This window comes from Burkholderia cepacia GG4, from assembly GCF_000292915.1.
GTDB lineage: Bacteria > Pseudomonadota > Gammaproteobacteria > Burkholderiales > Burkholderiaceae > Burkholderia > Burkholderia cepacia_D.
Genome location: NC_018513.1, coordinates 77,741 through 92,826, shown reverse-complemented (window position 1 = coordinate 92,826; position 15,086 = coordinate 77,741). Strand labels below are relative to the sequence as shown.

The window sequence follows — 15,086 nt, the reverse complement described above, 5'->3', positions numbered from 1 at the left end:
AAAAACGGCGTGTTTCACGTGAAACACGCCGCTCGTTTCATGTCACCCGCCCGGCCATCAAGCCGTTTTCTTCGCCAGCCCCAGGTATGTCTCAATCACACGCGGATTCTGCGCCAGTTCGGCCGCCGGCCCTTCGAGCGCGAACTCACCCGTCTCCAGCACATAACCGTAGTCGGAGATCTGCAGCGCGGCCCGAGCATTCTGCTCGATCAGCAGCGTCGCGACGCCGGTGCCGCGCAACGCGCTGATGATATGAAAAATCTCCTTCACGATCAGCGGCGCCAGCCCGAGGCTCGGCTCGTCGAGCATCAGCAGGTCAGGCTTGCCCATCAGCGCACGGCCAACCGCGAGCATCTGTCGCTCGCCACCCGACAGCGTGCCGGCTGCCTGCTTGCGCCGCTCCTTCAGCCGCGGAAACAGCACAAACACGTGATCGAGCTGGTCGAGGAAGTTCGACTCGCCCGCCAGCTTGCGGCGATACGCGCCCAGCACGAGGTTGTCCTCGACCGTCATCGTGCTGAACAGCTCGCGCTTTTCAGGCACCAGGCACATCCCGCGCGCGACGCGCTGCTCGACCGGCAGCGCGCCGACATCGCTACCGCGATACAAAACCGCGCCGGAAGCATGCCCGGTCACCGGCAGCGCGCCCATGATCGCGTTCAGCAACGTCGATTTGCCGGCCCCGTTCGGGCCGATCACGCTGACGATCTGCCCTGCGCCAACCTTGATCGCCGCGCCGTGCAGCGCTTCCACCTTCCCGTACCGGACCGCCAGTCCGCGCACCTCGAGAATCGGCATCGTCGTGTCCGTCATCACTCCACCCCGCCCAGATACGCTTCGAGCACCGCCGGATCCTGCTGCACATCCTGCGGCAGCCCTTCCGCGATCCGCGTGCCGAACTCCATCACCACCAGCCGGTCGGTGAGGTTCATCACGAAATCCATGTCATGTTCCACGAGCAACACGCTCATGCCTTCGGCCTTCAGGCGCCGCAGCAGGTCAGCGAGTTGCTGCTTCTCCTGATAGCGCAGCCCGGCGGCCGGCTCGTCGAGCAGCAGCAGCGTCGGATCGCAGCACAGCGCGCGGGCGATTTCGAGAATCCGCTGCTGGCCGAGCGCGAGGCTACCCGCCTCGTCATACATGTGCTTTTCCAGCCCGACGCGGCGGATCTGCTGCGCCGCTTCGGCCAGCAATTGCGTTTCCTCATGCGCATTGAGCCGCGCGATGCTGCGCCACACGCCCGTATGGCCGCGCAGATGCGCGCCGATCGCGACGTTCTCGAGCACCGTCATCGTCGGCAGCAGCTTCACGTGCTGAAACGTACGGCCGATCCCACGCCGGACGATCTGCCGCGACGTGAGCCCGTCGATCCGCTCGCCACGGAACGTGATCGTGCCGCCGGTCGGCTGCAGCACGCCGGTCACGAGGTTGAACGTGGTCGACTTGCCGGCGCCGTTCGGGCCGATCAGCCCGATGATCTGCCCCGCTTTCACGTCGAAACTGACGTCGTTGACGGCCACCAGCCCGCCGAACTGCTTGCGCGCGTTGTCAACGACGAGCAGCGGTTCGCCTGCCGTCGGCTTGGCACGCTGCGGCAGCGGATCGGCATGGTCCGGCACGTGTGCGCGCGGCCCGCGTGGAAACAGCTTCGCGACGAACGGCCACACGCCCTGGCGCGCGTACTGCAGCAGCAGCACCATCAACACGCCGAACACGATGATCTCGAAGTTGCCTTCCGAGCCGAGCAGCTTCGGCAACAGCGTCTGCAGGTAGTCCTGCAGCACCGTCAGGATCGCCGCACCGAGCACCGCACCCCACACATGCGACACGCCGCCGACCACCGCCATGAACAGGAATTCGATCCCGTGGTTCAGGCCGAACGGGGTCGGGTTCACCGCACGCTGCAGGTGCGCGTACAGGAAGCCCGATACCGCCGCGAGCACGGCCGCATAGACGAAGATCACGACGCGCATCCACGCGGTGTTGATGCCCATCGCCTCGGCCATCACGCCGCCGCCGCGCAGCGCGCGGATTGCCCGGCCGGGCCGGCTGTTGAGCAGGTTCTGCACCGACACGATCGCAGCCAGCACGACGGCCCAGATCAGGAAGTACAGGCTGCGGCCGCTTTCGAGCACGATGCCGAACAGGTTCAGCGCCGGAATCCCGTTGATCCCGTCGTACTTGCCGAGCAGTTCGAGATTGCCGAACAGATAGAACAGCGCGAGGCCCCACGCGATCGTGCCGAGCGGCAGGAAGTGCCCGGACAACCGCATCGTGACTGCGCCGAGCACGAGCGCGACCAGCGCCGTCAGCACGACGCCGACGATCAGCGCGAGCCACGGCGACACGCCGTATCGCGTCGTCAGGAGCGCGGTCGCATACGCGCCGATGCCGACGAACGCGGCCTGCCCGAAGCTCGTCATCCCGCCGACGCCCGTCAGCAGCACGAGCCCGATCGCGACGATCGCGTAGAGGCCGATGTAGTTCAGCAGCGTGATCCAGTATTCGGGCACCTGCAGCGCGCCGGGCAGCACCGGCAGCGCGAACAGCACCACGAGAAACATCCAGAAGGTCTTGTTGCGTACCATTGTCTTCATCGCGTCACTCCTCTTCCTCTTCCGCGTGCGGCGTCGCGAAGCTGCGCCACAGCAGCACCGGAATGATCAGCGTGAACACGATCACTTCCTTGTATGCACTCGCCCAGAACGACGAATACGATTCGAGCACACCGACCAGCAGCGAGCCGGCGGCCGCGAGCGGATAGCTGACCAGCCCGCCGATGATCGCGCCGACGAAACCCTTCAGGCCGATCAGGAAGCCGGAGTCGTAGTAGATCGTCGTCAGCGGACCGACGAGGATGCCGGACAGCACGCCGAGCCCCGCCGCCAACGTGAACGCGAGGCGCCCTGCTTCAGTCGTGCCGATGCCGACGAGCCGCGCGCCGAGCCGGTTCACCGACGTCGCGCGCAGCGCCTTGCCGGCGATCGTGCGCCCGAAGTACACGTAGAGCGCACCGATCAGCACCAGCGCGGTCACGACCACCAGGATGCTCTGCACCGACACCGTCATGCCGCCGATCGCCAGCGACGCATCGGTGAATCCGTTGGTGCGCGAGCCTTCCGCGCCGAACATCACGAGCCCGAGGCCGACCATCGCGAAATGGACGGCCACCGATACGATCAGCAGCAGCAGCGTCGTGCCTTCGGCGATCGGCTGATAGACGAGCCGGTAGACGAACGGCCCCATCGGCACGACGATCGCAAGCGTCAGTGCGATCTGCGCGAGCATCGGCAACGGCTGCGCGGCGACGCCGCGCGTGACCGCGAACACCGCGAGCGGCAGCAGGACGTAGCGGCTGGTCAGCGTCGTGAGCGTGCGGCCGAGCTGATGGCGACGTTCGCGATGGCGAATCAGGCCGCCGACTTCCAGCAGGAAGCACGCGATGCCCATCACGAACAGCAGCCAGCAGGTGGCGGGAAATTTCTGTGCCTGCAACGCCGCGAGCGTCAGCGCACCGTAGGCGACGAATTCGCCCTGGGGAATGAAGATCACCCGCGTGACGGAAAACACCAGCACGAGCGCCAGCGACAGCAATGCATAAATGGCGCCGGTCGTGATGCCGTCTTGCGCGAGGATCGCCGCAATCGAGAGATCCATACGTTTCGTGTATCGAGAATGCTGCGGAGAAACGGCGACGGGAGCAGCCCGGGCGCGCGGACCGCAAGACCGGAGCGTCAGGCGTCGCGCGGGGGCTTCCCGGAGATTCCATGCGGCGCGGATGCGGGCCGCCAGGCCCGCCGCGCTGCCGACGGCGAGCACGGCGCCGTTCGCGCCGCGCCCGCCGGTTTCACGTGGTGCTTACTCGGCCTGCAGCTTCCACTTGCCGTCGACGATCTGCACCATCACGCGCGCACGCGTGTCGAAGCCGTTGTGGTCGGTCGACGTCATGTTGATCACGCCGTGCGACACGGGCAGGTCCTTCACGCTCTCGAGCGATGCGCGCAGCGCCTCGCGGAACGCCTCGGTGCCCGGCTGGCCCTTCTTCAGCGCGTCGGGAATCGCATGCTGCAGCAGCAGCCCCGCATCCCACGCATGCCCGCCGAAAGTCGACAGCGAACCCGCGCCGTTTGCCTTCTCGTATGCGGCCTTGTAGCCGAGCGCCGGCTTCTTCACCGGGTTCGTATCGGGCAGCTGGTCGGTGACGAGCACCGGGCCGGCCGGCAGGATCTCGCCTTCGCAATCCTTGCCGCACACGCGCAGGAAGTCGTTGTTGGCGACGCCGTGCGTCTGGTACACCTTGCCCTTGTAGCCACGCTCCTTCAACGTCTTGGCCGGCAGCGCGGCCGGCGTGCCGGAGCCGGCGATCAGCACCGCGTCCGGATTCGAGCCCATCAGCTTCAGCACCTGCCCCATCACCGATGCGTCGGTACGGTTGTAGCGCTCGTTCGACACGACCTTCAGACCGTTCTTCGCGGCGGCCGCGTTGAACGTGTTGTACCAGCTGTCACCGTACGCGTCGGCGAAGCCGATGAAGCCGACCGTCTTCACGCCGTGCTTCGCCATGTAGCCGGCGATCGCGTCGGCCATCAGCTGGTCGTTCTGCGGCACCTTGAACATCCACGCGCGCTTCGCGTCCATCGGCGAGATGATCTGCGCGCTCGCCGCGAGCGAGATCGTCGGCGTCTTGCCCTGCGACACCGGGTCGAGCATCGCGAGCGAGTTCGGCGTGACGGACGAACCGATGATCGCGTCGACGTGATCCTCATCGATCAGCTTGCGCACGTTCTGCACCGCGCGGCTCGTGTCGGACGCATCGTCGAGTACGATGTACTGCACGCTCTTGCCCGCGATTTCCTTCGGCAGCAGCGCGATCGTGTTCTTTTCCGGAATCCCGAGCGACGCGGCCGGCCCGGTGGCCGACAGCGTCACGCCGATCTTCACCTGCGCCGACGCCGTTGCCGCCGCGCACACGAGGCCCGCGGCAAGCACGGCCTCCATCCATCGATTCATCTTCATCTAGGTTGTCTCCAAACGCTGCTCGAAAAATCCGCGGGTCGCTCGGGCGGCTCCCGTTCCCCAAAACAAGTTAATAATTTAACTATCTCGCCGGACCACGCCTACGCTCGTTTTCCCGTGAAACGCCACCGCCGCGACAGCGCCCGGACGACACCACATGCGCGCGCGCCGCATCGCGCGCCGAAACGGTCGTTCGACCGCAACACGATGCGCGACGGCGATGTCGTCGGAATGAAGCAAACAGAGGAATGCGCCGTTGCGCGAGATGCGATCGATGCGAATGCAACGATCTGCGGAAGGCAGGCTGGCCCGGACTGATTCGGCCACGCGCGCGGGCGGCTCAAGCTGAGAAAGCCGGCCATTCATGCCAATGCGAACGCGAATGACGATACGGATGCGAACGCAACGACTGGCGAAACAGCCTCCCCGGCAAATCGCGCCGAAACGCGCATAGCGGCCGCTGGACGGCTCGCGCACGCCACGAGATACCCACGCGCACCCGACCCCGAACGAGCGGCACCAGCCGCCCCTCCTGCCCCGATCCTTCGCCCTGCGCTTCTCATCCAACCGTACTCCCTCTTCTGCATTTTGCTTGTAGGAGAACTGCCGACCGATTTTCCCGACCGCGCGGTCGGCGAAAGCTGAGTGTAACGGACGCCATTTGCGCACGCCAACCGGGTAAGCCCGAACGGCATGCGCGTGGCTGCGCGCCAGCGGCGAACGGCTTGCAGGAAAGGAGAGGAACGGGGGGGACGCGCGTGAGCCGCGGGAGACGCACGGTGCGGGCGCGATCGTGCAGACACGACGCCGGCCGCTGCACCATCGAAGGAAAATCGTGCACGCAAATGAAAAAGCGCTGTTGGATTCCGTCCAACAGCGCTTTGGGGTCCGGGCACTTTGTGCCTCGATTGTCTCCTCGTTCTCCACCTGCAAATTCGTTTCGCGGTGCATCAGAACTGAGACGAAGATTAAAGGACCTTTCACCCTGCGACAACTTAGCATTTACCCCTATGGTGCATCGCCGCACGAAAATGGGGCGCCAGCCTTGCCGCGCGGCGCCGGCCGGCGCCCGCCGCGGCACCCTTCCGGGCCGTGCCGGATGGTGCTTCGCATCAACGCGTCGCATCGCCCGGCGCGATGCCATCAGGACGGCCGGAGCGTCTTGACCCGCGCGACCATCTCGCCGACGATCCCGCGCCGGAACGCCAGCACGCATGCGATGAAGATCAGCCCCGTGACGATCGTCGCCGATTCGCCGAGCGAGCGGAACCAGCCGACGCCGGTGATCGACGCGAGCGATTCGCCGATGTCGCCGAGGCGGTCCTCCAGCGCGACGATCAGCGCCGCGCCGAGCAGCGGCCCGAACAGCGTGCCCATCCCGCCGACGAGCGTCATCAGCACGACGAGGCCCGACATCGTCCAGTACGCGTCGGACAGCGTCTCGAAGCCGAGCACCAGCACCTTCAGCGAGCCGGCCAGCCCCGCGAGCCCGGCCGACAGGATGAACGCGAGCAGCTTGAAGCGGTCGGTGTCGTAGCCGAGCGAGATCGCGCGCGCCTCGTTCTCCTTGATGGCGACGAGCACCTGGCCGAACGGCGAGTGCACGATCCGCACGATGAACGCGCACGCCGCGACGATCACCGCGAGCACGACGTAGTACAGCGCGACGTCGTTCGACAGGTCGACGAGCCCGAACAAGTGCCCGCGCGGCACGCCCTGCAGGCCGTCCTCGCCGTGCGTGAACGGCGCCTGCAGGTAGATGAAGTAGACCATCTGCGCGAACGCGAGCGTGATCATCGCGAAGTAGATGCCCTGCCGGCGGATCGCGAACAGGCCGACGACCAGCCCGAGCAGCGTCGCGGCGAACGTCCCGACGAGCACGCCGAGCTCCGGCGTGAAGCCGAGCGTCTGGATCGCATAGCCGGCCGCGTAGCCGGCGGTCGCGAGGAACATTGCATGGCCGAACGACAGCAGCCCCGTATAGCCGATCAGCAGGTTGAACGCGGCCGCGAACAGCGCGAATGTGAGCACCTTCATCACGAACACCGGATACGCGCCGATGAACGGCGCGGCAAGCAGTGCGGCAAGCAGCACGCCATAGAGCACTTTTCTCTGCATCATTTTTCCTTGCCGAACAGGCCCGCCGGGCGGATCAGCAGCACGATCGCCATGATCACAAACACGACGGTGGCCGATGCTTCCGGATAGAACACGCGCGTGAAGCCCTCGATCACCCCGAGCATCAGCCCCGTGATGATCGAGCCGAGAATCGAGCCCATCCCGCCGATCACGACCACCGCGAACACGGTGATGATCATCGGCTGGCCCATCAGCGGCGACACCTGGATCACCGGCGCGGCGAGCACGCCCGCGAACGCGGCGAGCGCGACGCCGAAGCCGTAGGTGAGCGTGATCATCATCGGTACGTTCACGCCGAACGCCTCGACGAGCTTCGGGTTCTCGGTGCCCGCGCGCAGATAGGCGCCCAGGCGCGTCTTCTCGATCACGAACCAGGTCACGAGGCACACCGCGAGCGACGCGACGACCACCCACGCGCGGTAGTTCGGCAGGAACATGAAGCCGAGATTGGTCGCGCCGGAGAGCTGCGACGGCACGTCGTACGGCTGGCCGGACGATCCGTAGATCGACCGGAACACGCCTTCGACGACGAGCGTGAGGCCGAACGTGAGCAACAGGCCGTACAGGTGATCGAGCTTGTACAGCCAGCGCAGCATCGAACGCTCGATCACGATCCCGAACGCGCCGACGATCAGCGGCGCCAGCACGAGCATCGCCCAGTACGGCAACCCGAAGTACGACAGGCCCATCCACGCGAGCATCGCACCCAGCATGAACAGCGCGCCATGCGCGAAGTTGATCACGTTGAGCAGCCCGAAAATCACCGCGAGCCCGAGGCTCAGGATCGCGTAGAACGAGCCGTTGACGAGCCCGAGCAGCAACTGGCTCAGCATCGCCGGTAACGGAATGCCAAAGATTTCCATCGACTTAGCCGTCAGAATGAGTTTCGTTGCGTGCACAACCTTCAAGCAGTCGCGCACGCGGGCGGCGCAGCGGGCACATCGCTGCGGCCGCCGCTACGCGCCGCTACGTTGCGCTTACTTCCACAGCGCGCAGCGCGATTCCTGCTTCGTGCCGAACGCCTGGTCGCCCGGAATCGTCGCGAGCACCTTGTAGTAGTCCCACGGCTCCTTCGATTCCGACGGCTTCTTCACCTCCATCAGGTACATGTCGTGGATCATGCTGCCGTCCTGGCGGATGGCGCCCTTCGCGTAGAAGTCGTTGATCTTCATCTTCTTCAGCTCGGCCATCACCTTGTCGGAGTCGGTCGTGCCGGCCGCCTGCACGGCCTTCAGGTAGGTCGTCACCGACGAATAGTCGGCCGCCTGCAGGCTCGACGGCATCTTCTTCATCTTGCCGAAGTAGCGCTGCGCCCACTGGCGCGATGCCGCGTCGCGGTTCCAGTACCAGCTGTCGGTCAGCACGAGGCCCTGCGTCGTCTCGAGGCCGAGGCTGTGCACGTCGTCGATGAACATCAGCAGCGCGGCGATCTTCATCGACTTCGTGATGCCGAATTCCTTCGCGGCCTTGATCGAGTTGATCGTGTCGCCGCCCGCGTTCGCGAGGCCGAGGATCTGCGCCTTCGACGACTGCGCCTGCAGCAGGAACGACGAGAAGTCCGACGCCGACAGCGGATGCCGCACCGTGCCGAGCACCTGGCCGCCGTTCGCCTTGACGACGTCCGACGTGTTCTTCTCGAGCGCCTTGCCGAACGCGTAGTCGGCGGTCAGGAAGAACCAGCTCTTGCCGCCCTGCTTCACCACCGCCGAACCGGTGCCCTTCGCGAGCGCCATGGTGTCGTATGCATAGTGGACCGTGTACGGCGTGCACTGCTCGTTGGTCAGCGTGTCGGCGCCCGCGCCGATGTTGATGTAGACCTTCTTCTTCTCGGCCGCGACCTGGTTCATCGACAGCGCGGTCGCCGAGTTCGTGCCGCCGACCAGCAGGTCGAGCCCGCCGCGGTCCATCCACTCACGCGCCTTGGATGCGGCGATGTCCGCCTTGTTCTGGTGGTCGGCATAGACGACCTCGATCGGCTTGCCGAGCACCTTGCCGCCGAAGTCGGCGACCGCCATCCGGATCGCCTCGAGGCCGCCCTGCCCGTCGATGTCCGCGTAAAGCCCCGACATGTCGGTGATGAAGCCGATCTTCACGCTGTCTGCGGCGTGTGCGGCGCCGGCGGTAAACGCTGCGGTCGCGACCGCGAGACAAGCGTGTGCGAGGGTCTTCATTTTCATTGACGTCTCCTGTTGTTCTGATGCGTTGTGGTTGTTCGAGGGCCGCCACGGCTAGCGGCAAGGGAAACGGTGTGGCGTCACACTCCGAGGAGGTCGTGAAGGATCGGCATCTTGCCTTCCAGTTCGGATGAGCGGAAATGCTCGACGATGCGGCCATGCTCCATCACGTAGAAGCGGTCGGCGAGGGGTGCGGCGAAGCGGAAATTCTGTTCGACCATCACGACCGTGTAGCCGCGCGCCTTCAGCGCGATGATCATTCGCGCGAGCGCCTGCACGATCACCGGCGCGAGGCCTTCGGAAATCTCGTCGAGCAGCAGCAGGTTCGCGCCGGTACGCAGGATCCGCGCGACCGCGAGCATCTGCTGCTCGCCGCCGGACAGCCGCGTGCCCTGGCTCTGCCTGCGCGACGCGAGGTTCGGGAACATCGCGTAGATCTCGTCGAGCGACATCGCGTGCTCGCGCGGCCCGATCGGCGGCGGCAGCATCAGGTTCTCCTCGCACGACAGGCTCGAGAAGATCCCGCGCTCCTCCGGGCAATAGCCGACACCGAAATGCGCGATGCGATGCGTCGCGAGGCCGACCGTCTCGTTGCCGGCAACCTTGATCGAGCCGCTGCGGCGGCCCGTGAGGCCCATGATCGCGCGCAGCGTCGTCGTGCGGCCCGCACCGTTGCGGCCGAGCAGCGTGACGACCTCGCCGCGGTGCACGCTCAGGTCGACACCGTGCAATATGTGGGATTCCCCGTACCAGGCCTCGAGGCCCGTGATCTCCAGCGCGGGCGTGCCGCTTTCGACGCCGCTCAATTCGCGTTCCTCCCGTTCGCTGTGCCTCATGCGTGCGCCCCCGCGAGCGCCGCGTCGGCACTGCCCATGTACGCCTCGATCACGAGCGGATTCTTCGACACTTCCGCATATGAGCCTTCGGCCAGCACCTCACCGCGCTGCAGGACCGTGATCGTGTCCGAGATGCCGGCGATCACGTTCATGTTGTGCTCGACCATCAGGATCGTGCGGCCGGCCGCGACCTTCTTGATCAGCGCGGTCACGCGGTCGACATCCTCGTGGCCCATCCCCTGCGTGGGCTCGTCGAGCAGCATCAGTTCGGGTTCCATCGCGAGCGTCGTCGCGATCTCGAGCGCGCGCTTGCGGCCGTAGGCGAGCTCGACGGTCGGCACGTGCGCGAAATCGGTGAGGCCGACCTGCGTGAGCAGGTCCATCGCGCGATCGTCGAGGCGCTGCAACGTGCGCTCGCTGCGCCAGAAATGGAATTCGGTGCCGAGCGAGCGCTGCAGGCCGATGCGCACGTTCTGCAACGCGGTCAGATGCGGAAATACCGCAGAGATCTGGAATGAACGAATGATGCCGCGCCGCGCGACCTGTGCGGGCCGCTCGTCGGTGATGTCGATCCCGTTGAAGACGATCTGACCGGCCGTCGGTGTCAGGAACTTGGTCAACAGGTTGAAGCAGGTGGTCTTGCCCGCGCCGTTCGGTCCGATCAACGCGTGGATCGAACCGCGGCGCACACGCAGGTTGACACCGTTCACGGCGGTGAAGCCCCTGAATTCTTTCGTTAGTCCGCGTGTTTCCAGAATCGTGTCGCCGAGAATCATGTTCCCTTCCGTACGAAGTCAGGCGAAGCACCGGGAAGATTCGCGCCAGCGACCGCGAACAGGTCAGCGGATGAGCAGGCTGCCCCCGGACGCCATATTACGCATCGAGGGTGGTCTCCCGCGCCGACGCGTATGCACACTGCGCAACATTGTCTCCCCGTTGGTGCAGTGCAATCATCGGGATTTGCACTTATAGGGCTGGCCGCCATGCGGGGTGCGGCTGCACGCGAATTTGCACCGCGTTTTTTTGACACGTGCATCATCGATAGCGACGCAAACGCACGGTCCGTGCCCGCGCGAATGCAGGCATGCCGCGCTGCGTGTCGCCTCGCCGCGCGACAAGAAAAAACCGCGCGAAATGCGCGGCTTGCGGTGCAGTTGCGCGTTGCGCAACGCCTATTGCCGTTCGTGCCGTTGCGATCCTCACGCGACAGCTTGCTTCGCATAGCGAACCAGCGGGCGCCCGGATGGCGGCCCGCTGTCGCGCATGTCAGCGGGCTGTCATGCCGACGTCACGGCGGCTTCCGTGCGCACCTGCGTCGCTTCGTGCGCCGCGCGACGATCGGCGCGAATCATGTCGCTCGCACGCTCGGCGATCATCAGCGTCGGTGAATTCGTGTTGCCCGACGTAATGAACGGCATCACCGATGCGTCGACGATCCGCAGCCCGGCGATCCCGCGCACGCGCAGCCGGCTGTCGACCACGGCGCGCTCGTCGTCCGCGCGCCCCATCCGGCACGTGCCGACCGGATGGAAGATCGTCGTGCCGACCGCGCCCGCCGCTTCGATCAGTTCGGCTTCGGTCCGATACTGCGTGCCCGGCAGGATTTCCTCCGGACGGTAGCGCGCGAGCGCCGGTGCCGACGCGATCCGGCGCGTGAGGCGCAGCGCGTTCGCGGCGACCTGACGATCGTGATCGGTCGACAGGTAATTCGGTGCGATCGCGGGTGCCGCACCCGTATCGGGGCTTGCAATATGCACGCTGCCGCGCGAGCTCGGCCGCAGATGGCAAACGGATGCGGTAAATGCGTTGAAGTCGTGCAGCGGCTCGCCGAAGCGCTCGAGCGACAGCGGCTGCACGTGGTATTCGAGATCGGGGCGCGTGAGCGCGGGATCGTCCGGATCGGACTTCGCGAACGCGCCGAGCTGCGACGGCGCCATCGACATCGGCCCCCGTTGCAGCAGCGCATATTCGGCGCCGATCATCAGCTTGCCCCACCAGTGCGCCGACAGCGTGTTCAACGTGCGCACGCCTTCGACGCGAAACGCCATCCGCAATTGCAGGTGATCCTGCAGGTTTTCGCCGACGCCGGGCAGGTCCTGCACGACGTCGATGCCGAGCGCCTGCAGCCGTGCGCCCGCGCCGATGCCCGACAGTTCGAGCAACTGCGGCGAATTCACCGCCCCGGATGTGAGCAGCACTTCGGCGCGGGCGCGCGCGACGTAGTCGGTGCCGCCGCCGTGGTATTCGACGCCGACCGCGCGCCGCCCGTCGAAGATCACGCGCTGCGCCTGCGCGCCGGTGATCACGGTCAGGTTCGGTCGCGTCATCGCGGGCCGCAGGAACGCCTTCGACGTATTCCAGCGCACGCCGCGCTTCTGGTTCACCTCGAAATAGCCGACCCCGGAATTGTCGCCGCGGTTGAAGTCGTCGGTCGCCGGAATGCCCGTCTGCTGTGCGGCCTGCGCGAACGATTCGAGGATCTCCCAACGCAGCCGCTGCTGCTCGACGCGCCATTCGCCGCCCGCGCCGTGCGCGTCGCTCGCGCCCGCGTGATGATCCTCGCTGCGCTTGAAGATCGGCAGCACGCTGTCCCACGACCAGCCGGCGTCTCCGGTTTCCTGCGCCCAGCTGTCGTAATCCTCGCGCTGGCCGCGCATGTAGATCATCCCGTTGATCGACGAGCAGCCGCCGAGCACGCGCCCGCGCGGATACGACAGCACGCGGCCGTTGAGCGCCGCTTCGGGCTGGGTCTTGTACAGCCAGTCGGTGCGCGGATTGCCGATGCAGTACAGGTAGCCGACCGGGATGTGGATCCAGTGATAGTCGTCCTTGCCACCCGCTTCGAGCAGCAGCACGCGGATGTCGGGATCCTCGGTCAGGCGATTCGCGAGCACGCAGCCCGCGGTGCCGGCACCGACGATCACGTAGTCGAATTCGCCCTCGAGCGTGCGTTGAGTAGTCACAACGTGTCTCCTGTCGACCCGAGTTAGTGCTTTAGCACTTACTCGGGTCCCATGCTTCGCGGTCGACCCGAGTTATTGCTTTAGCGCTTACTCGGGTCCCATGCAAAGCGCCTTGTTTTGTGCACCGCGCGGTGCGGCCCCACGCGTCGTTTTCAGCATAGTGCGTCGCGAGCGACACGACCGATGAAGCGTACTCCGGCCACCGGCCACCGATCCAATGAGTTATGCTGAACTGCGTTATAAGCTGCGCTCATATCACGACGATGGATCTCACCTTGCTCCGCGCGTTCGCGACGGTCGCACGCGAAGGCAACCTGACGCGCGCCGCCGCGCAGCTGCACCTGACTCAGCCGGCCGTCAGCCTGCAGATCAAGCATCTGCAGGAAACGCTCGGCGTCAGGCTGTTCACGCGCATGTCGCGCGGGCTCGCGCTCACCCGCGACGGCCAGACGCTGTTGCCGCACGCGGAGCGCGCGCTCGCCGCGGCCGCCGACGTGCAGCGCGCCGCTGCTGCGCTGCGGCACGAGGTGCGCGGCCGGCTGCGGATCGGCACGATCCTCGACCCGGGCTTCCTGCGGCTCGGCGGCTTCCTGCGCGCGCTGGTCGAGACCCATCCGCAGATCGAGACCGCGCTAAGGCACGGAATGTCGGGCTGGGTGCTCGAACAGGTGCGCGCGCAGGCACTGGATGTCGGCTACTACATCGGCCGGCCCGACGACGACGATCCGCGCGACGACGCGCTGTTCCACACCGTCACGCTCACGCATTTCCAGTATCGCGTGCTCGCACCGGCCGGCTGGAAGGAGCGGGTGCAGCGCGCACACGACTGGCGCGCACTCGCCGCGCTGCCGTGGATCTGGACGCCGCCGGCGTCCGCCCATCACCGGCTGCTGTCGCGGCTGTTCGCGGCGGCCGGTGCGCAACCGGTGAAGGTCGCCGAAGTCGACCAGGAGCAGTCGATGCTCGACCTCGTCAAATCGGGGATCGGGCTGACGCTCGCGCGCGACTCGACCGCGCTGGCCGAAGCGCACGCGCATGCGCTGACGATCGTCGAACGTGTGACGGTGCCGACCGAACTGACATTCGTGACGCTTGCCGAACGACGCGACGAACCCGCGATCGCGGCCGCGCTCCGATTGATCGAGACCCAGTGGGCAATATGAGTGCTGCTGATGCCGATGTCGCTGCGGCCGGCCGCGCACCGGGCTTCGGCGGCTAACGCGCGGCGGCTGACCAATCGTCGACCTGCAGCCACGCGAGAAATCGTGACCTCGGGCGGACCCGAAACACCCGCGTCGCGCCGCTTCGCCACGCCGCCGCCGCTCGTCACGCCATCATCGCGGGCTTTTTGCTAGATTGTCCGTTCGCACACCGCGAGACCCCTGATTGATGGAGACCCGCATGGCCCGCAACATCGAGATCAAAGCCCGCGCCCGCGAATTCGACCAGCTGCGCGAACGTGCGGCGACGCTCGCGACCGAAGCGCCGCTCTTCTACCGCCAGCAGGATTTCTTCTATGACGTGCCGCGCGGCCGGCTGAAGCTGCGCCGCTTCGAGGACGGCACGCCGGCCGAACTGATCTTCTACCAGCGCGACGACCGCGATGGCCCGAAGGCGTCGTACTACACGCGCAGCCCGGTCACGAACCCGGACGCGATGCATTCGCTGCTCGCCACCGCGCTGACCACGCGCGGAATCGTGACGAAGGAACGACACGTGTACCTCGTCGGCCGCACGCGCATCCACCTCGACCGCGTCGACGGCCTCGGCGACTTCATCGAACTGGAGGTCGTGCTCGGCCCCGACGACGACGAAGCCGGCGGCGAAGCCGAGGCGCACGACGTGTTCGCGAAGCTCGGCGTCGCGCAGGAGGATCTCGTCGCGGTCGCCTACGTCGACCTGCTGAACGCCGACACGCAGCACGTAGCGACCTGATCCAGCCCTATCCGCAGCGGGAC

At 66.2% G+C, this 15,086-nt stretch carries 12 protein-coding genes; 2 read left to right on the top strand and 10 right to left on the bottom strand.

Annotation, left to right across the window (positions count from 1 at the left end):
- Nucleotides 1-57 precede the first annotated feature (57 nt).
- From GEM_RS00435 to GEM_RS00390, 10 genes are all read right to left on the bottom strand, one after another.
- Entirely contained in the window at nt 58-813 is a 756-nt protein-coding gene (locus GEM_RS00435; protein ID WP_014895489.1) for an ABC transporter ATP-binding protein, read from the bottom strand.
- Entirely contained in the window at nt 813-2,597 is a 1,785-nt protein-coding gene (locus GEM_RS00430) for an ABC transporter permease subunit (RefSeq protein ID WP_014895488.1), read from the bottom strand. The genes GEM_RS00435 and GEM_RS00430 overlap by 1 nt, the downstream gene beginning before the upstream one ends.
- 4 nt (nt 2,598-2,601) lie before the next feature.
- The gene (locus GEM_RS00425) at nt 2,602-3,657 is read right to left on the bottom strand and encodes a branched-chain amino acid ABC transporter permease (protein WP_014895487.1); all 1,056 of its coding nucleotides are present in this window, start codon (nt 3,655-3,657) and stop codon (nt 2,602-2,604) included.
- 201 nt (nt 3,658-3,858) lie between these two features.
- Complete coding sequence (locus GEM_RS00420) at nt 3,859-5,016, bottom strand: ABC transporter substrate-binding protein (protein ID WP_014895486.1); 1,158 nt, start codon at nt 5,014-5,016, stop codon at nt 3,859-3,861.
- Nucleotides 5,017-6,159: 1,143 nt separating this feature from the next.
- Entirely contained in the window at nt 6,160-7,134 is a 975-nt protein-coding gene (locus tag GEM_RS00415) for a branched-chain amino acid ABC transporter permease (protein WP_014895484.1), read from the bottom strand.
- Nucleotides 7,134-8,018 carry a branched-chain amino acid ABC transporter permease gene (locus GEM_RS00410; protein ID WP_014895483.1) on the bottom strand — a complete coding sequence of 295 codons (885 nt, stop codon included), beginning with the start codon at nt 8,016-8,018 and terminating at the stop codon, nt 7,134-7,136. Before GEM_RS00410 ends, GEM_RS00415 begins: the two co-directional genes overlap by 1 nt.
- 114 nt (nt 8,019-8,132) lie before the next feature.
- Nucleotides 8,133-9,332 carry an ABC transporter substrate-binding protein gene (locus tag GEM_RS00405; protein ID WP_014895482.1) on the bottom strand — a complete coding sequence of 400 codons (1,200 nt, stop codon included), beginning with the start codon at nt 9,330-9,332 and terminating at the stop codon, nt 8,133-8,135.
- A gap of 77 nt (nt 9,333-9,409) precedes the next feature.
- Entirely contained in the window at nt 9,410-10,165 is a 756-nt protein-coding gene (locus GEM_RS00400; RefSeq protein WP_014895481.1) for an ABC transporter ATP-binding protein, read from the bottom strand.
- A complete protein-coding gene (locus GEM_RS00395; RefSeq protein ID WP_014895480.1) occupies nt 10,162-10,941 on the bottom strand; it encodes an ABC transporter ATP-binding protein in 780 nt (259 codons plus the stop codon). Before GEM_RS00395 ends, GEM_RS00400 begins: the two co-directional genes overlap by 4 nt.
- A gap of 501 nt (nt 10,942-11,442) precedes the next feature.
- Nucleotides 11,443-13,128 (bottom strand): GMC family oxidoreductase, encoded by a 1,686-nt coding sequence (locus GEM_RS00390; RefSeq protein WP_014895479.1) that lies wholly within the window; start codon nt 13,126-13,128, stop codon nt 11,443-11,445.
- A gap of 263 nt (nt 13,129-13,391) precedes the next feature.
- Here GEM_RS00390 and GEM_RS00385 point away from each other — a divergent pair, with 263 nt between their 5' ends.
- Entirely contained in the window at nt 13,392-14,291 is a 900-nt protein-coding gene (locus tag GEM_RS00385) for a LysR family transcriptional regulator (RefSeq protein WP_014895478.1), read from the top strand.
- A gap of 238 nt (nt 14,292-14,529) precedes the next feature.
- Nucleotides 14,530-15,063: a class IV adenylate cyclase gene (locus GEM_RS00380; RefSeq protein ID WP_014895477.1), complete on the top strand. Its 534-nt coding sequence runs from the start codon at nt 14,530-14,532 to the stop codon at nt 15,061-15,063.
- Nucleotides 15,064-15,086 lie beyond the last annotated feature (23 nt).

What these genes read in the sequence shown, in the direction of transcription:
- GEM_RS00435 (WP_014895489.1), bottom strand. Translation starts at nt 813, where the DNA reads ATGACGGACACGACGATGCCGATTCTCGAGGTGCGCGGACTGGCGGTC.
- GEM_RS00430 (WP_014895488.1), bottom strand. Translation starts at nt 2,597, where the DNA reads ATGAAGACAATGGTACGCAACAAGACCTTCTGGATGTTTCTCGTGGTG.
- GEM_RS00425 (WP_014895487.1), bottom strand. Translation starts at nt 3,657, where the DNA reads ATGGATCTCTCGATTGCGGCGATCCTCGCGCAAGACGGCATCACGACC.
- GEM_RS00420 (WP_014895486.1), bottom strand. Translation starts at nt 5,016, where the DNA reads ATGAAGATGAATCGATGGATGGAGGCCGTGCTTGCCGCGGGCCTCGTG.
- GEM_RS00415 (WP_014895484.1), bottom strand. Translation starts at nt 7,134, where the DNA reads ATGCAGAGAAAAGTGCTCTATGGCGTGCTGCTTGCCGCACTGCTTGCC.
- GEM_RS00410 (WP_014895483.1), bottom strand. Translation starts at nt 8,018, where the DNA reads ATGGAAATCTTTGGCATTCCGTTACCGGCGATGCTGAGCCAGTTGCTG.
- GEM_RS00405 (WP_014895482.1), bottom strand. Translation starts at nt 9,332, where the DNA reads ATGAAAATGAAGACCCTCGCACACGCTTGTCTCGCGGTCGCGACCGCA.
- GEM_RS00400 (WP_014895481.1), bottom strand. Translation starts at nt 10,165, where the DNA reads ATGAGGCACAGCGAACGGGAGGAACGCGAATTGAGCGGCGTCGAAAGC.
- GEM_RS00395 (WP_014895480.1), bottom strand. Translation starts at nt 10,941, where the DNA reads ATGATTCTCGGCGACACGATTCTGGAAACACGCGGACTAACGAAAGAA.
- GEM_RS00385 (WP_014895478.1), top strand. Translation starts at nt 13,392, where the DNA reads ATGGATCTCACCTTGCTCCGCGCGTTCGCGACGGTCGCACGCGAAGGC.
- GEM_RS00380 (WP_014895477.1), top strand. Translation starts at nt 14,530, where the DNA reads ATGGCCCGCAACATCGAGATCAAAGCCCGCGCCCGCGAATTCGACCAG.